Origin of the sequence: Streptomyces sp. HP-A2021, from assembly GCF_022807935.1 — a bacterium.
Classification (GTDB): domain Bacteria; phylum Actinomycetota; class Actinomycetes; order Streptomycetales; family Streptomycetaceae; genus Streptomyces; species Streptomyces afghaniensis.
In genome coordinates, this window is sequence record NZ_CP094344.1 from 5,405,289 (window position 1) to 5,420,899 (window position 15,611).

The following is a 15,611-nucleotide window of genomic DNA, read 5'->3' on the forward strand; positions in this document are numbered from 1 at the left end:
TGAGTGAACCCCTTCTACCGGCAGGAACGTGCCGGACGATCCGAGTAGGAAGGTGGTGCCACGACGGTGTTCCGTTGTGGTGTAGTCCACGCGTGTGAACTGGCTCAGGACGGTACCTGGCGTTCACGTGGTCTGTCAGTACCTCCGGGCCTGTGAACTTCGTGGAAATTTTCGAAGCCGCCGCACGGCTGCCGGTACCGGTCCGCCAGCGCCGCCACCGCCCGGGCCACGGCCTGCCGCAGCTCGGGCGGCCCGAGGACCTCCGCGTCCGGACCCAGCCGGAGCAGGTCCCCGACCGCCACGGCCTCCGTCTCCACGGGCAGCTCCACCGCCACCCAGCCGTCCGCGTCCGGCGCACCCGTGCTCTGAAGGGCCCGTGCACCCGCCGCCCCGAACTGCATCGGCAGCAGCCGCTGCCCCCGCGGTGAGAGACGCAGCCGGGCGACACCCTGGTGCAGGGCGGCCTCCAGCTGCCGGGACGACTCCTCCCAGTAGGCGGCCAGGTCGAAGCCGGCCGGACGGTCGAAGAGCTCCCCGGTCTCCTCAACGGTCAGCAGGCGGGACACCCGGTACGTCCGCACGGTCTCCTCCGCCAGGGCGACCAGGTACCAGATGCCGCCCTTCAGGACGAGCCCCAGCGGCCACACCTCCCGGCGCACCTCACCCCGCCACCGCCGGTAGTGCACCCGCAGCACCCGCCGCTCCCACACGGCCGCCGCGACCGGCTCCAGACACGGCACCGGATCGGCTTCCCGGAACCACGCCGGCGCGTCCAGGTGGAACCGCTCCTGCACCCGCCGCGCCTGCCCGGCCAACTCCGCCGGCAGCGCGGCCTGCACCTTCAGCTGGGCACTGGCCAGCACCGCCCCCAGACCCAGATCCCGCGCCGGACCGGGCATCCCGGCGAGGAACAACGACCCGGCCTCGGCGTCGGTCAGACCGGTCAGCCGGGTCCGGTAGCCGTCCACCAGCCGGTAGCCGCCCTCCGGCCCGCGATCCGCACACACCGGTACACCCGCCGCGCCCAGCGCCTCGACGTCCCGGTAGACCGTGCGCACCGACACCTCCAGCTCGGCGGCGAGCTCGGGCGCGGTCATCCGCCCGCGGTTCTGGAGCAGCAGGAGCAGGGAGAGGAGCCGGTCGGCGCGCATGGGAGCCATTGTCCGGCGTACGCGCCGGTACCTGACAGGAGATGTCAGGTATGGCGAAGAGAGTGGAGGTCGCGGAACGGCCCGCACGGCCATCGCCTGATCTCCGATTCGAGAGGACCACCCATGCCCGGCACCACACGCACCACCACCGGACACTTCACCTTCGCCGACTGGCAGGAACGCGTGATCGGCCCGGGGGAGGACGCGAACCCCCGGCTCGCCCACGCCTCCGTCCGGAACACCTTCAGCGGCGGCATCGAGGCGGCCGGGACGCTCTGCGAGTACTCCATCGTCTACGTCACCGAGAAGACCGGCTCCTACACCGGCATGGAACTGATCACCGGCCGGCTCGACGGGCGGGAGGGGAGCTTCGCCGTGGAGGAGCGGGGGTGGTTCGGCGAGGACGGGACGGTGCACTGCACGTTCGAGGTGGTGCGGGACTCCGGGAGCGGGGAGCTGGCCGGACTGCGGGGGAAGGGCGGGTTCACCGCGCACCACGGGGAGACGACGGTGGCGTACCGCTTCGAGTACGAGCTGGAGTGAGACCGGCCGACGGGGAACTTCGTGGCTCGGGGTAACGGGCTCTGTGTACAGTGGTGCCGCCCTCGCGTACGGCGTTGTAGTACGCGGTGCCTCCTTAGCTCAGATGGCCAGAGCAACGCACTTGTAATGCGTAGGTCGTCGGTTCGAATCCGACAGGGGGCTCCGAGATACCCCAGGTCGGATGTGCTCTGACCAGGGGTTTTGACGTGCGGTTGCTGCGGCGGTTGCGACTGGAGTGGGTGGGTGCCTGCCAGCGGTCTCAGTTCTGGTCTCAGTCACCAGTCCAGATGAGGGCGAAGCCCTTCCAGCCCTTGGGCTGTAGCGGCACGGATTGCTCACCCTGGATCGGCTCGCAACTCGGGTGTGGGCGTCTTGCTGAGCGCCTCCCGCGCCGCGCTCGTGAACTGTTCCCGGCTGAGTTCTCGCGCCTCCCTGTTGCGTGTGAGCACATCTGCCATGGAGAACGCCTCACTCGCAGCCGCGGAGAGACGCTCGAGGTTCGCGCTCAGCGCTTCCCGTGCCTCGCCAGACCTCTGTCGATATTGCTCCATGTTCTCCAATGCTGCTCGCAACAGGGGGTGGCCATCGAGCTCACGCAGGTCGCGCCCCTGGCTTCGATGGTCATTCACAAGCTCCACAATCTGCTGGCTGCGGTGCCGGTACTCGTCGGTTGCCTCGGACACAGCCTCGGTGGGTATCGGGTGCCCGTCGACGGCTGCTATCGCGGTTCGGGTCACCTCGATGAACCGGACGGCGACCTTGACGTCATCCTGCATCGTCTCCGCCAGAGACTCAGCCGCGTGCGTGACTTCTGGCGGGCCCAAGATTGCGATGCGCCGTGCGCGCTCTGCCATACGGTCTGCGGCCAACCGAAGATCCTCCAGGCCCGTTGAGTCCTGGGCTTCATCTGCCGCGGATGCCTGGGTTATGCGGAGACACTCGTCCCAGGCTTCGAGGAAGCTCTCATAGGTGGTGAAGCGCTGCTGTCTGAGCCAGTGACCGTGCTCAATGGCCCCCTGGTCTTGCACTTGTCGGCGGACAGCCTCTGCGCTTTTCTCGGCACCGAACTTGGTTGCTCGTGCTCCAAGAACGGCTCCCAGCCCAGTTGCAGCTAACCCGATCACAGCGATCACGAGAGGAAGTACGAAGTCCTTCACGCTGGCTCATCATGTCGGCCCAGACTGTGCTTGGGAAGCCTGCGTCGTATCGAGGCCCCCAGGCCTGGGCGGCCTCCCGCCTGGGGGCGTGTTGATTAACGGATGCGGCGGCGACGGCGTGAGCGGGCAGTGCGCCTGTCGACCGGATCAGTGGTGATCGCGGCGGGGCTTTCGGGTGCGGGTACGAAGAACTCGCCCATGCGTCGCATGACCGTGCAGAGCCTCGCCGAAGAGATTGGCGTCATCCCGAAGACGGTCGAACGCTGGATCACGCAGGGCAAAGTCCCGTACCGGCGCCACCAGTACGCGACGGCGGCGGCGCTGAACGTCGATGTGACGACGCTGTGGGATGACAGCCGTGCTGTCGAAAGCGCAGCGGATCTGACCGAGGCCGAGATCGTGGCTGTCTACCCCCATCGGCACGTCGTGCCGTCGGCCCTCTGGCGCCAGATGTGCGAGCGCGCCACGGAGCGCATCGACATCCTCGTGTACGCCGGCATCTACCTGGCGGAGGACCCTCTCTTCTTCTCGACGCTGAAGGAGAAGGCCGAGAGCGGTGTTCGCATCCGAGTGCTCATGGGTGATCCAGAGTGTGAAGCCGTCGTCCGACGCGGCATCGACGAAGGTCATCGCATCATGGATGGCAAGATCCGCAATGCGCTGGTCAACTACCGCCCACTGTTCACCAGCCACCCCGAGATCGCCTTCCGCCTGCACGACACGGTGCTCTACAACTCGATCTATCGCGCTGATGACGAGATGTTGGCCAACACGCACGTGTACGGCATTGGCGCCTACATGGCGCCCGTGTTCCACCTGCGGCGGCTCCCGGGAGGTGGTCTGTTCGACACCTTCGCCAATAGCGTTCAGCAGACCTGGGAAGGCGCCAGGCCGATAACCGAACGCGACATCACAGGAGCTTGAGCATGGGACGTATCGACTACTTGCACGACCCGGACGCCCCGTCGGCCAACTCGGTCGTGCCGTCCGTCGTCGCGTTCGTGCAGAACGACGCAGGACAGGTGCTGATGATTCAGCGTTCCGACAACGGGCGCTGGGCACTGCCCGGTGGCGGCCACGACGTGGGGGAGTCGATCAGTGACACCGTCGTCCGCGAAGTCTGGGAAGAGACCGGGATCAAGGCGGAAGTCGTCAACATGTCCGGCATCTACACGGACCCCGGGCATGTGATGCAGTACGACGACGGCGAGGTCCGCCAGCAGTTCAGCATCTGCTTCCGCGCGCGGCCGGTCGGCGGTGAGCTCCGTACGAGCAACGAGACGACTCAGGTCCGCTGGGTCGACCCAGCGGACCTGACGACGTTGGACGTGCACCCCACGATGCGGCTCCGGATCGAGCACGCCATGGACCGGGCGCGCACGACTCCCTACATCGGCTGACGCTTGGCGGCAGCGACCCGTTCGAGCACGCGGGACGTACAGGCCAGGATCTCCGGCTCAGCCCGGCGGATGAACTGCCCGATCAGGCTGTCCGGCCCGTAGCGTCCGGCGATCTCGTTGATCCGGTCGATCGGGTTTGTGGACGTGCCGTCCGGTGTGGTGTTCATGTCGCAGTAGCAGAGCGCGTCGTTCAGGTGCGCGCTCTCGCGGGGGAACTCGCCCTCCAGCACCTCGCGCATGCCGCGCGCTTCCGCTTCCATCCAGGCGCAGGAGTGGTGAGCGACCAGGTTGATGACACGTTTGTCGGCGCCGGCCACGTCCCGGAGGTAACGCGCCCCATCCAGTGGGTGAAAGCCTGTCTTGGCCAGGTCCGGTGCGTAGCCGATGTCGTGCAGGACCGCTGCGGCCTCCAGCAGATCGGCGTCTTGGTCCAGCACGAGCGCGATCGTCCGTGCCCTCTCGGCAACACCGAGGCAGTGACGCCACCGCCGCGGCAGCGGCTCGGCGAGCAAGGACTCAGCCAGGGGATAGGCCCACTCCGTCAACTTCGGCAAGCTACGAACGCTCCTCTCGAATAGGCACGGCGCGGACGGTCCGCACCTTGCCCTGTCCTGCACTCGCCAGAACGCCGGCGGCCTCCAGCTTGTCGAGGGCCTTGGTGACGGTGGGGCGGGAGACTCCAAACCGGTCCGTCAGATCCGATGCGCTTAGAAAGGCTGCACCCACCTCGAACCCCTCGGTGGAGATGATGTCGGCGATGCGCTCGTCCAGCGGTCGTCGGTCGAGGCGCACGCCTTTGCGTACTACACGCCACCGGCCACCGCGCACCGCTTCGGCAATACCTTCTCTCTCAAGCGCTTTGAAGGCACGAAGCACCCCCCCGTGAGACGTCATGATCGCGCATGAGGTCTGCGGCAGTGGGAAGCTGTGTCATCTCCGGGTCCGCCTTGATCTGGGCCTTCACTACTTCTGCGATGCGCAAGAAGGTCCCCCGAGGGCTGGCCTGCTGCGACACGCGCCTCTCTCCTGTCTACTCGCTGTCTGGCTCAAGCTTCGCACGCCTGAGCTCCCTGCGGTGGGTTATTTCAGACGCCTAGCTTGGACTCCAGATACTTCTGAAGTGCGGCAAGGCCGGCGGATTCGACGGTGTCACGCACGCGCAGAAGGAAAGCGCTCAGCTTGGCTTTTGCCCCGAGGCGTTCAGCTTGGCGGGCATCTGGATCCTCAAGTTCATGAACGGCGGTTTCCAAGGCTGCGGTATCGGTGCCACCGTGGGCCGAAATGAGCTTCAGCAGCTCCTTGGCTTCGACGCCAAGATTCACGGTGCCTTGGACGCTTTGAATTACCGTCCCTTGCAGGTTGTTGAAGATTTGTTGATTTACAGTGACCGTTACTCCCGGCGGGATTTGTGTTGTTGGTGACGGCGTGAGCGGAGCGATCGGGCTGAGCATCGAGGCGGTGGGTGTCAGAGAGTCCACCAGGGAACCCAGACCGAGGGAAGAGGTTTCTCCGTCTTCGCCGATATCAAGTAGCTCCGACTCAAGTCGGTGCTTGATAGCTAGCATGCGGGTTTCTCGCTCATGGCGCAGGTCCGTATTGATTCGCCGCACGGACTTCCCATAACGCGTCACGATGTCGCAGGCTGAGATCTTGGCCAGCCCCCTCGTTGAGAGTTCATCTTCAGCCGCATCCGGGTCTGTCGCGCAGAGATCGAGGAATTGTGAAAAGTCGCTGAAGTGCCGCGACATTTCCTGAGGTAGAAGACTCTCGTCACCGAAGAATTCGTAGACACGTCCAGCAGAAGTGGAATAACCGTCTTGCCGTACGGAGTGTCGGCCAACCTGTGTCAACCAGTCATGAAAAAGCGCAAGCAATCTGTCCGCCTCTGCCGCGTAGAGGCGGCCGGTCGGTACGTATATGCGGAAGAGTAGATTGTTCTCATTGTCGTCGATAAAGGAAGCTGCAAGGATCGACATCTCGGCGTTCGTGCTGTACGGAGTAACCGTGACGTTCTTTTCGCTCAGCACTCTGAGTACAGTCTGTCGAACCTCGTCAGTTGGAGGAATTAGGTAGGTCCTCCTGATGTACTCCATATAGTCTTCATGTGCGTACGGATCTTCATCCTCGCCAGGTAGGCCGTGCGAGTCGTTATCCTCACCCTCAAGCACGGATGTGTGAGCCAGGATAATGTGAGGCTTCTTCCCCAATGCCTCAAATAGCCGTGAGGCCACGTCGGAGTAGGTGGAGTGGGCGACCTGCCTGAAAATATCAGCCGTGAGCTTTCCGATCACTGCCTTCAGTGATGGGTCCTCAAGGAGCTGGACTATCGTTTCCCAGTTGGCCGGAAGAGATGAAAGGCTCTTCCTCTTGTAGGGAATCCCCATGACCTTAAGTCTGCTAGCCGAGAACTGTCGGTCGTCTGAGCCAATTAGAAGAAACGACGACATTTGCATTTCATTCATGCAATCCCCCTGAGGTTATGCCGCGACCAGTAGTGATGATTCTACCGGGGAGATGCCTGGCGAAGTGCGTGGAAGCGCCCGTCTGTTCCGGCGGCGCACCACCACTACCAACCGCGCCTTCGCCGACCCTGAGGACCTGATCACCGCCGTCCGGAGGGGCCTACGCCAGCTCCAGTACCGCGCCACGACGTACTCGACGGCTGCCTCACCGGAACTGGGCTTGCGCTCGCCCCACCATGGTCGACATCAAGTTGTGCACGAAGAACCTGATACATGCGAGCACCGCGAAGTGCTCGCGGTCCGGGGCGGCTCGTCTGCTTGGTTGGCTGTGTCGAGCACGACAGCGTGGATCGCTACACACAGCGGGAGGCCGGGTGGGGGCATTGCCCGCGCTCACGACCGGCGACTACTGCGGCGCCATCGACGAGGCACAGGGTAGGGCGGAGGCAGCGCCGCACGCTGGCATGGTTATGCAGCCAGCCGGTATTGGGCCGGCGCGGCCACGGGGCCGCAGGTGCACCGAAGTGCCTTCGACGATCAGCATGGTGTCGCTACGAGCGCATCGCCCACCAAAAATGAACTCCGGGCCCGTGGGCCCCGGCATGGAGATCTCAGCTCCTACAGTCGACGATGGACCATTCAGGTACCCACGTTGGGGTGGATTAAGTTACTCCAACAAGAGGCGGCAGGTTGCGGTAGGTCGAACGGCGGGGAGGATGTGAATGTCTTTGGAACTACGGGAGTTGTTATGGTGCGACCAGTTGATCGGTTTGATCACGCTGCTGTGACGATGCTTGAGGACCTGCCTTTGTGGCGGCTGCGTGCAATCGAGCGAGCCGTCCTTTCTGGAACCTTCTGGTCAGAGCGTGAGCGAGAAATTCATGTTCACCCCATAAAGAGCGTAATGGAGCGCGATACTCCGGAAGCGAAAGAATTCAAGGGTGCCCTCACGAGACTTGGAACGCCAACGGATGGCATCATTGAATTGATCCTCCCAATCACTGAGCTGCCAATCATCCCTATCCTTGACCTGTCCATTACGGTTGCCGAAAAAGAAGTCTATCGCATTTCTAGGGACGAAAGTGCTCGAATTCAAGCGAGCTATGTTCTTAAATTGGCCGAGGATGCTGGACGGCTAGAAAAACCTGAGCCTCGTTACCTTCTTGACTTTCTCACCTTCATGTTCTATTTCCCGTCTCATCCTTACGAGGAGATTTTCACTCAGCTTCCCCTGTCGTCAGGTTCCTGGATCAAGGCCTCTCAACGCGCATATCTCAGATCTGTACGGGGTCTAGTTCCCGGGGTTGACGAGTGCTATTCAGCGTGGAGAGGGATCGCCGATAGAATTGACGATGATATGGTTAAAAGGTACGCGCTAAAGGATCCCGTCAGCGGCCCTCAGTGCCCGTTGATCACAATTCCATATTTCTTCCAGGAAATGAGGGCTCGTGCCGCATGTGATAGCCGTCTTGAGGTACCGGAGGCTGCTGACATTACGAAATTGCTAGACTATGTTACTAGGGTTCTGGTTGCCGCAGACAGTGCTGCACAGCTCGGCGACCATGCCGCCCGTAGATTCGTTTCCACTTATTTCACATACGGCGACCGCTGGATGGTTTTCGCTCGCTGCAAAGTGCCGTACGGAGATTCATTCATCATCAAAGTGAAAGAAAAGCGGGCCATCTACTTCAGCCCTCACCGGCATGGTCGGCACAAGCTGCGGGAAGTTTTGAGGAAAGAAGCCTACCAATTGCTAGCTTTTCATGACGCCGAGACAAATCATATCAACATTCGCGTTTCTGATACAGCGGTGCGGATGAACCACCCAAAGGTGCTTGACGGGCGCGCCAAGAAATTTGACCGTCAGAAATTTAAATTGGATCAGGAGAAGACGACATTTGAGTTTCACATTAGGGAGGATTCACACAGGGAGCGCCCTGACCGAATCTTCATTAAGTGCCCTTTGCGGCTAACGCGCCTGCACTCAAGCATGCTCTGGCTAACGATGGCCATCACAGGATTTGCCATTGCCTTGCTGGTCAACCGCGGAGGCGCCGACCTCTCTGCCCTAATTGACCCAAGCAAGGCATACCCGGCGAGAGGTGAAAACCTTACAGCAAAGGACGCCACGTTGATTCTGGTTCCCGTGGCCTTCGCGGCCTCACTTCTCCTGGCTAGAGACACCTCAACCTTGAGTTCATGGCTGCGACAGATCCGGCAATCAATTCTTACAGTAGCGCTATTTGCTTTGCTTGTGACTGCTTTTGTGTTGATCGCCATTCATCATATCAAGGTGGGTTGATCCCCTGCTTGTGTGCCACGAGCAGAGTTGTAGCGATTGGTGCTGGTTGCCGAGCGGGAATTCGGTAAGCCCTCAAGATGCAAGGTGGCAAGCTGTATCGCGCCATTACCAAACCTGTGGTCGGCGGTGTGTCACACCCGCGTGGGTATGTGGGCCGTACCCCACCAGGGTGTTACTGCTCCTGTAATAGGTCGTTTAGTGCGGCGACCGGTGACAAGGTGCACATGACTGTCAGTAACGGCGGGATTCTCGGGGTGACGGTCTCAGATGTGGTCTCAGATGCCGCCTGTTCCGTTGGTGTCCACCATCGTCTGTCGGAGTCTGCTATCCCACGTGACCAGGTGTGAGGCCTACTTCACGGACGTCTACGGACGTCACCAGACCAAGATCGGACAACTTGTAATGCGTAGGTCGTCGGTTCGAATCCGACAGGGGGCTCCTCTTCTGACCAGCGGTTTCCCTCGGGAAGCCGCTGGTCTGCTTTCGGCCTGGTTGCAGCGCTAACCACTCGGCCCAGCTCGTATGGGCATCTCCAGAAGGGAGACCCGCCCGCTCTCTCGCCACAAGGACGGGGGTGCAGAGGACGGCGGGCATCTGTGGGGCGGCCTCGGCTCGGTGGTCAGCCGGGGTGCGGTCCGCCGGTTGCTGCCGGAACGGCGTGCAGCCGGGTCAGCCGCGCCGTCTCGTTGTCGCGGAAGGTCGCTACTTCGCGGCAGCGCTGGCTCATCACGAATTCGCCGAGCGACAGGCACAGGTCCATGCGCTGAATGCAGACGCCGACCATGAACGGGCCGTCCATGGCGCGGTACAGCCGGACGCCGTAGTACCCCTCCTGGCAGTCGTCCGGGTTGTTGAACCGGCAGTCGGCGCACGTCTCGGGCAGGCGCACGGGCCGGATGCTCTTCGCGTACAGCGTGCGCCCGTCGGGCAGGCGGTACCGCACCCGCTGATCCGATGCCCCGGCCGTGATGATGCGGCGGACCGGCACCGCGCCCAGGCGGTCGACGACGTCCTGCATGGCGGCCAGGGAGGCGCCCCCGTCCTCCAGCGATACGAGCATCCGGACCACGACGGAGCGGCCGTGCCGCTCGATGATGCGGAGCACGCGGTCGACGTGGCTGCGGTCGGGGATCACGATGTTGACGGAGACCTTGATGCCGTGGGCGATCGCGGTCTCGATCGTCGCGTCGAGGGCGGCCAGCTTGCGCTCGGCGACCTTCGGTGAGGCCAGACGCGGTGCTTGTACGGCGGCGAGCTCGCCCGGGGTGGTGCCGAACACGGACAGGTTGATGCGGTCAAGGCCGGCTGCCGCGGCGGCGGGCAGGACAGCGGCGCCGTTCTCGCCGTTCGAGGTGAGCCCGACGGTGAGTCCGAGGCGTCGGGCGATGGCGATCAGCCCGGGCAGGTCGGGGTGCAGCGTCGGCTCACCACCGGTGAAGTGCACCTCGTTCGTCGGGAGGCTGCCGCGCACGGCAGCGAGGGCCATGGCGAAGTCGGCGTCGGCGGCGATCCGGGCGGGCAGGAAGTCGGCGCCGTTGGTGCGGAGGTAGAGGGAGACGCGTCCGGTGCTGCCCGGTGCTGCCCGGTGCGGCGACGGGTGTTCCTTCGTTGTGGCAGAACGAGCAGGCGAGACCGCACGCGTCGATGATTTTCACGCGCAGGGTGTGGTCCGGTTTCACTTCCACCGGCACGTCGCTCAGGTCGTGCATGGTGCCCCCTTCTCCGGTCCGGTCCGGTCGGGGCGCGGTGCCCCGGCCGGTGTCGCAGGCGCCGGCCTACTCGAAACGCAGGTCGGCGATGGAGTCCAGGTCGATGCCGTGGAGGCCGTAGACCTTCGTGGTGTTGATCGATGTGAGCTGGTCGTGGCCGATGCCCAGCGCGGCGGCGGCCGTCCACACCTGCGCTTCGTCGTCGGCCTCGATCTCCAGATACGGCGGGATGCGGGGCCACTCGTCGACCTCCAGGCGGACGGCGCCGAGGGTGTACGAGGTGCGCCGGTTCTCCTGGTAGCTGCGCGGTGTCAGACCGGCGAGCTCAAGCAGCGCGGCGGCCTCCTCGAAGCTGTCGACGGTGACCTCGGTCTCGTGTGTCCCGTCGACGGCGTCCGTCGTGATCTGTTTTACGCAGAGGGTGACGTCGGAGCCCGTGTCGCGTAGCCGCACCCATCGGCCGGGGACGGCCGGGATGGTGTCGTACACGTATCGCCGCATGAGGCGAGTCCCGTTCGTGCGCGTGCCACCGGCCTCGGTGATGAGCCGTGCGATCTTCGCGGGGTCGACGTCGAGGGCTTTCGCTTCGAACTCAATACCTGCCATGCGGTCTCCGATCGCTGGTCGCTGCTGGTGTCCAACGACCGTGCGGCGTACGGGGCCGCAGTCCGACAACGCCCACCGTTGGGGCCCCGGGCTACAGGCGTGTGCCGACGGCGATCGTGTCGTTGCCCGCGAGTCGCAGGATCGCCCGCAGGATGATCGGCAGACGGCGCTCGTCGAGGTCCTCCACGGAGGCCAGGGTGGTGATCCCGATGCCCATCATGGACAAGACCAGGTCGAGGAACACGCGCTGCTGCTCGTCCAGGCCGAGCCCGTACTGGAGCCCCGACAGCCCCTCGAAATCGGCGCGCGCGCCGCAGCTGGTGTCGACGACCAGAGCACGACGAACGGCCGGCATCTCCAGGATCGTCCGCTCCTCGGCGAGTGCCTGGACGGACGCCCGGGCGCGGGACGAATCGGCCGTGCGCAGCAGCTGCTTGCACAGTCTCGGCACCTCGTCGGTGACCTCGGGCGTCTCGGTCTCGGCCTCGGTGACGGTCATGCCGATGCCTCTGCTAGGCGTCGGTACCGGCCAGGGCCAAACGCGGCGGCGAGTACGGCAGGGTCAGTGAGTTCGCCCGAGCCGCCCGGGCGCGTCAGCCAGAACCGGCCGCAGGCAGGCCAGCCCGTCGGCGGGCAGTGCAGAGGCCAGCCGACCGGCTGCACTGTCACGGTCCGCAGGTCGCCCAGTTCGTCGGCGGCGTCGAGCGGCACGAGCCACCAAGCCATGTCGAGCGTCGGGTCGGCGACGACCGGCCCACGGCGCTCGGGACGGATCCGGTTGGGTGCCTGCATGCTCGCGACGAGCGGGGCCTCAGCCGCCAGCCACGCGTTGCCGGACGGGATCGGCGCGAGCGCCTCAAGGTTCCATGCCTCGCGCACGAGGGCGGGGTGCGCGGAGCAGCCAGCGAGCCACGCGTCCCCCGCCTCGTACCGCTCGGCGCACTTCGGTAGGGCCATGACCGGGACGCTACGGAGGGTGATTGCGCCCCCGGGCAGCGATTGCGCGCGATTGCGCACAGGGGCGGGAGGCTTGCGCCAGGTTGCTCAGGTGAGGTCCAGAGACGCCCTCGCGCGGCCGATCAGGCGCCGCGCTGGGGTCCCGTATTCGGCGGACTCGGCGAGCCAGTCCCACGCCCGCTCGTACAGCTGGACGTCGTCGTCACCGGTGAGCCACAGTTCCTCGCTGATGGTCTCAACGATGACGAGTCGCCGGTCGTAGATCCAGAATGCGTGCGGTGCGGTGCGGCGCAACTGGGTGCCGAAGGGCAGGATGCCGAGTTCGATGCGCCGCTGTCCGACGAGGTTGTACAGCCGATCGAGCTGCTCGGCCATCACCTCGACAGGGCACGAGCGGTGGTACAGGGCCGCTTCGCAGACGAGGAACCGGAACGTCTTCTCCGGGTCGTACAGCGCCTCCTGACGGCGCATGCGCGTCTCGACGGCCGCCTCGGTGGTGGGCGGGATCCCGCGGAATTCGGCGTTGCTGTCGAAGATGACCCGCGCGTACTCGGGGGTCTGGAACAGGCCCGGTATGCGGGAGACCTCAAGGCCTCGCAGCAGCGTCGTGTTCTCGGTCTGACGGACGGCGATCTCCTGCCGACCGCGGTGCCCGCCCGCGAGCTGCCGGCGCCAGGAGCGGTGCCGCTGCTTCATGTCCAGGCCGGCGAGGAGTCCGTGCAGTTCCGGCTCGGCGTCCGGGCGGCCGACCGCGTTCGCCCACGCGGTCAGATCGGCGCGGGTCGGGGTCTGCTTGCCGTTCTGCAGGCGGGAGACCTTCGACGTCTGCCAGCCCAGCCTGCTGGCGATGCCCTTGCCTTCCAGACCGGCCTCGGTGCGCAGCTCCCGCAGCCGCGCGCCGAGGGCCTCGCGTGCGGTCTGGAAGTCGGTGGTCACACTGTTGAAGCTACCCGTTTCGCGAACTCGGCTGGAGGCGCTGCGTGATGCCACGCGGCGTCCCGGACCTGGCAGGCGGAGAGCACCTCGGCAGGGTCTTCGGTGACGTACACGCCGAGGGTGGTGTCGTCCCCGTCGAACGCGAACCGGGCCACGATCTTCGAGTCGAACAGCCAGAAGTCGCAGTCGGGCAGACGCAGGGCGCATGCTTCGCTGCGGGGCAGGTACCGGATGTCTTCGCCGGCTGCGATGTTGCTGGGTGCGCGGGCCAGCAGGAACTGCTGCCCCTGGGTGAGGGGCTCATCGGTCAGGCGGACGCGCTCGAAACGCTTGCCCTGCTCGACTTGGGTGCGGACGTTCTGCCGCCACGCGTTGGCCGGCTCGTTGGCGACGTCCTCGCCGGCAAGCCACTTCGGCCAGAGCGGGGACTGGCGGTCGGAGGCGTAGCCGTGACGGGTTTCCAGCCGGAACGCGGTGTGCCGGAACTCTCGGAACAGGTGCGAGATCGAGGCGAACGGCTGGAGCTCGGGCGCAGCGGTGCGGGGCGCGTACCGGGTCAGGAGGCTGCGGGGGACGCGGACGAACGTCTCGGTCGGCTTGACGTCCCGTAGCTGCACGAGGTGCTGGGGGTCGGTCTCTCGGTCTCCCTGCACGAGGATCTCGTCTGTGCCATCGATCTCGTACAGGGTGGGACAGTCACCGTCATCGCTGGTGGTGCCGAGGAACCTGAGCGCCATGTCGCCTCCGAGTCCTGGTGGGTTGGAGATCCAGGATGCGGGGTGGTTGTGCGGTGGCGCTCACGGATTGCGGCAGATTGCTGGTCGAGGGCCTTGGCCTCTGGTTGCGCGCAACCAGAGGCCAAGCGGAGCCCACTTCGGCCGTACTCAGCCCTAAGCCACGGACATATCGGCGCGCCGTCTCCCCGGCCCCGTGGGGCGCGATCGCAAGGCGGGCGACTGCTATGCCGGAGTCGCCGAGGCGCAGCCGAAGCCTCTTCCCGCCCTACGGCATCCACGGAGCTGGTCCGGTGCGGGTCGCCCACGCGGCGAGGGCGCTCTCATCGTAGAGCCGGATGCCGTGGTGCCCTGCGTACTCGGCAGCTGGCCGGGTGAAGACCGAGGTGGTGACGACTGCGGCGATATGGGCGCCGTGGACGCTGAAGCAAGTCCCTCCGAACCGCTGGAGATCGGGCGAGCCGACCTTGGCTGCACACCGAAGCGCGGGTCATCGGAGGCACAACCCGCTGCTTCCGATGGCCCGTTCTGTCGTCATGAGTGACGTCGCATTCCGGCCGGGTCAGATCGTCTCCGGCCCGGGCCCTTTTCTGTTCTGGACGTCGCTCAGGGCGTCGGTGCTGTCCACCCACTGGTCGATCGCGCCGGTGTCGGGCAGGGAGTGGAGGTCGGGGTTCTTGATGCGGGCGCGGAGTGCCGCCGTGAAGCGTTCCGCGTGGAGGACCTGGAACGGGCGGCTGTGGTACGGGCGGGTGGTGGGGTCGACGGGGGTCGTGAGCGCCAGGTCGTTGTGGTGGGCGGCGATGGTCTCGTAGGCGTGCTCGAGGTGGTGCTCTCGGGTGTGCCAGTCGGGGGCCGCCAGCGCCGCGGTCAGGGTGGGGGTGAGCGCCGCGCCCTGGGGGGTCGCGGTGAAGGCGGTGCCGAGCCACTTGCTGTAGGGCGGGTAGCGGCGGTTCATGAGGAGGCTCAGGCGCATCAGGTCGCGGATCAGCCGGGCGGCCACGATCGCGGAGCCGAGTTCGTCGCCCACCTCGCCGCAGCGGCCTACGAAGGCCTCCTCCTGGGAGATGCGTTTCCACTGGCAGGCCAGGACGTACAGCCAGATGTCGTGCGGGTACCAGCGCAGGGCGGTGCGGGCCCGGGCGAGCCGGTCGAGGCCGTCGTGGAAGACGGCGCCCGCGGTGACCTCGGCCAGGCGCTGGGTGGGCGTGGCCAGCCAGTCCGCCGTGGTGACGCCCTGGGCCGGGTCGAAGCCGAGCTGGTCCGTGAACCAGGTGGCGGAGTCCGTGATGTCGACGCGGTGGTGCACCGGGCCGTCGGTGCCGGTCATGACGCGGATGTCGGTGCCCGGGTCGTCGCCGGTGCGGGCGAAGTGGGTGGGGTGGCCGAGGAAGGTCTTCGGGAGGCGGCGGGAGAGGAGGGCGGTGAGGCGGGGGCCGTGGGCCTCGGCGTCTTCCGGGCGCAGGAAGAGCTGGAGGCGCGGGCCCCACTCGTGGTCGGCCGAGCGTGCGGTGTCGTAACCGAGGACCTCGGAGCCGCTGCCGAGGCGGGCGGCGGAGTGGGGGATGCCGGGGAGGGCCTCGTCCAGGAGGGGGCGTACGGCCTCGGTGTAGAAGCGGCGGGAGAGCTCCAGGCCGGAGAGGAAGGAGGGCAT

The 15,611-nt window shown here is 65.5% G+C and carries 15 protein-coding genes, 1 tRNA gene and 2 pseudogenes; 5 read left to right on the plus strand and 13 right to left on the minus strand.

The window, feature by feature from the left end; all coding sequences use genetic code 11:
• Positions 1 to 104 precede the first annotated feature (104 nt).
• On the minus strand, positions 105 to 1,151 hold the full coding sequence (locus MQE23_RS24480) for a WYL domain-containing protein (RefSeq protein ID WP_020271873.1): 1,047 nt from the start codon (positions 1,149 to 1,151) through the stop codon (positions 105 to 107).
• A gap of 123 nt (positions 1,152 to 1,274) precedes the next feature.
• Between MQE23_RS24480 and MQE23_RS24485 the strand changes: the two genes are divergently transcribed.
• Together MQE23_RS24485 and MQE23_RS24490 are read left to right on the plus strand one after the other, a co-directional pair.
• Complete coding sequence (locus MQE23_RS24485) at positions 1,275 to 1,694, plus strand: DUF3224 domain-containing protein (protein ID WP_020271874.1); 420 nt, start codon at positions 1,275 to 1,277, stop codon at positions 1,692 to 1,694.
• Between the two features lie 88 nt (positions 1,695 to 1,782).
• Positions 1,783 to 1,856 (plus strand) — tRNA-Thr (locus MQE23_RS24490).
• A gap of 173 nt (positions 1,857 to 2,029) precedes the next feature.
• On the opposite strand, the gene MQE23_RS24495 is transcribed toward MQE23_RS24490, so the two are convergent.
• On the minus strand, positions 2,030 to 2,851 hold the full coding sequence (locus MQE23_RS24495; protein WP_243380279.1) for a hypothetical protein: 822 nt from the start codon (positions 2,849 to 2,851) through the stop codon (positions 2,030 to 2,032).
• A gap of 207 nt (positions 2,852 to 3,058) precedes the next feature.
• On the opposite strand from MQE23_RS24495, the gene MQE23_RS24500 reads away from it, so the two are divergent.
• A complete protein-coding gene (locus MQE23_RS24500; RefSeq protein ID WP_243380280.1) occupies positions 3,059 to 3,775 on the plus strand; it encodes an XRE family transcriptional regulator in 717 nt (238 codons plus the stop codon).
• A gap of 2 nt (positions 3,776 to 3,777) precedes the next feature.
• Positions 3,778 to 4,251, plus strand: coding sequence for an NUDIX domain-containing protein (locus tag MQE23_RS24505; protein ID WP_243380282.1), 474 nt, complete (start codon positions 3,778 to 3,780; stop codon positions 4,249 to 4,251).
• Here the strand turns inward: MQE23_RS24505 and MQE23_RS24510 are convergent.
• The 3 genes from MQE23_RS24510 to MQE23_RS24520 all read right to left on the minus strand — a co-directional run bounded on the left by MQE23_RS24510 (position 4,239) and on the right by MQE23_RS24520 (position 6,635).
• Positions 4,239 to 4,805 (minus strand): HD domain-containing protein, encoded by a 567-nt coding sequence (locus MQE23_RS24510; RefSeq protein ID WP_243380283.1) that lies wholly within the window; start codon positions 4,803 to 4,805, stop codon positions 4,239 to 4,241. The two genes, MQE23_RS24505 and MQE23_RS24510, sit on opposite strands and share 13 nt — an antisense overlap.
• 1 nt (position 4,806) lies before the next feature.
• Positions 4,807 to 5,127 (minus strand): GntR family transcriptional regulator, encoded by a 321-nt coding sequence (locus tag MQE23_RS24515; RefSeq protein ID WP_243380285.1) that lies wholly within the window; start codon positions 5,125 to 5,127, stop codon positions 4,807 to 4,809.
• A 209-nt stretch (positions 5,128 to 5,336) separates the two neighbouring features.
• On the minus strand, positions 5,337 to 6,635 hold the full coding sequence (locus tag MQE23_RS24520; protein ID WP_243380286.1) for a hypothetical protein: 1,299 nt from the start codon (positions 6,633 to 6,635) through the stop codon (positions 5,337 to 5,339).
• Between the two features lie 862 nt (positions 6,636 to 7,497).
• On the opposite strand from MQE23_RS24520, the gene MQE23_RS24525 reads away from it, so the two are divergent.
• A complete protein-coding gene (locus tag MQE23_RS24525) occupies positions 7,498 to 9,015 on the plus strand; it encodes a hypothetical protein (protein WP_243380288.1) in 1,518 nt (505 codons plus the stop codon).
• Positions 9,016 to 9,634: 619 nt separating this feature from the next.
• On the opposite strand, the pseudogene MQE23_RS24530 reads toward MQE23_RS24525, so the two are convergent.
• From MQE23_RS24530 to MQE23_RS24565, 8 genes and pseudogenes are all read right to left on the minus strand, one after another.
• Positions 9,635 to 10,724, minus strand: a pseudogene (locus tag MQE23_RS24530) (radical SAM protein).
• Positions 10,725 to 10,790: 66 nt separating this feature from the next.
• Positions 10,791 to 11,330 (minus strand): CYTH domain-containing protein, encoded by a 540-nt coding sequence (locus MQE23_RS24535; RefSeq protein WP_243380289.1) that lies wholly within the window; start codon positions 11,328 to 11,330, stop codon positions 10,791 to 10,793.
• Positions 11,331 to 11,421: 91 nt separating this feature from the next.
• Positions 11,422 to 11,829: a hypothetical protein gene (locus tag MQE23_RS24540; RefSeq protein ID WP_020271879.1), complete on the minus strand. Its 408-nt coding sequence runs from the start codon at positions 11,827 to 11,829 to the stop codon at positions 11,422 to 11,424.
• A complete protein-coding gene (locus MQE23_RS24545) occupies positions 11,826 to 12,287 on the minus strand; it encodes a hypothetical protein (protein ID WP_037668471.1) in 462 nt (153 codons plus the stop codon). The genes MQE23_RS24540 and MQE23_RS24545 overlap by 4 nt, the downstream gene beginning before the upstream one ends.
• An 87-nt stretch (positions 12,288 to 12,374) precedes the next feature.
• Positions 12,375 to 13,223 carry a helix-turn-helix transcriptional regulator gene (locus MQE23_RS24550; protein ID WP_243380291.1) on the minus strand — a complete coding sequence of 283 codons (849 nt, stop codon included), beginning with the start codon at positions 13,221 to 13,223 and terminating at the stop codon, positions 12,375 to 12,377.
• Positions 13,220 to 13,960, minus strand: a complete 741-nt coding sequence (locus tag MQE23_RS24555) for a DUF6879 family protein (RefSeq protein WP_243380292.1) — start codon at positions 13,958 to 13,960, stop codon at positions 13,220 to 13,222. Before MQE23_RS24555 ends, MQE23_RS24550 begins: the two co-directional genes overlap by 4 nt.
• Before the next feature lie 265 nt (positions 13,961 to 14,225).
• Positions 14,226 to 14,420: pseudogene (locus MQE23_RS24560) on the minus strand (restriction endonuclease); the annotation flags it as partial.
• Between the two features lie 99 nt (positions 14,421 to 14,519).
• Positions 14,520 to 15,611 carry a DUF4037 domain-containing protein gene (locus tag MQE23_RS24565; protein ID WP_243380294.1) on the minus strand — a complete coding sequence of 364 codons (1,092 nt, stop codon included), beginning with the start codon at positions 15,609 to 15,611 and terminating at the stop codon, positions 14,520 to 14,522.

Bases quoted from the DNA above. Each gene is read 5' to 3' on its own strand.
- MQE23_RS24480 (WP_020271873.1), bottom strand. From the start codon at position 1,151: ATGCGCGCCGACCGGCTCCTCTCCCTGCTCCTGCTGCTCCAGAACCGC.
- MQE23_RS24485 (WP_020271874.1), top strand. From the start codon at position 1,275: ATGCCCGGCACCACACGCACCACCACCGGACACTTCACCTTCGCCGAC.
- MQE23_RS24500 (WP_243380280.1), top strand. From the start codon at position 3,059: ATGACCGTGCAGAGCCTCGCCGAAGAGATTGGCGTCATCCCGAAGACG.
- MQE23_RS24505 (WP_243380282.1), top strand. From the start codon at position 3,778: ATGGGACGTATCGACTACTTGCACGACCCGGACGCCCCGTCGGCCAAC.
- MQE23_RS24520 (WP_243380286.1), bottom strand. From the start codon at position 6,635: ATGGGGATTCCCTACAAGAGGAAGAGCCTTTCATCTCTTCCGGCCAAC.
- MQE23_RS24535 (WP_243380289.1), bottom strand. From the start codon at position 11,330: ATGGCAGGTATTGAGTTCGAAGCGAAAGCCCTCGACGTCGACCCCGCG.
- MQE23_RS24540 (WP_020271879.1), bottom strand. From the start codon at position 11,829: ATGACCGTCACCGAGGCCGAGACCGAGACGCCCGAGGTCACCGACGAG.
- MQE23_RS24545 (WP_037668471.1), bottom strand. From the start codon at position 12,287: ATGGCCCTACCGAAGTGCGCCGAGCGGTACGAGGCGGGGGACGCGTGG.
- MQE23_RS24555 (WP_243380292.1), bottom strand. From the start codon at position 13,960: ATGGCGCTCAGGTTCCTCGGCACCACCAGCGATGACGGTGACTGTCCC.
- MQE23_RS24565 (WP_243380294.1), bottom strand. From the start codon at position 15,611: ATGCCCTCCTTCCTCTCCGGCCTGGAGCTCTCCCGCCGCTTCTACACC.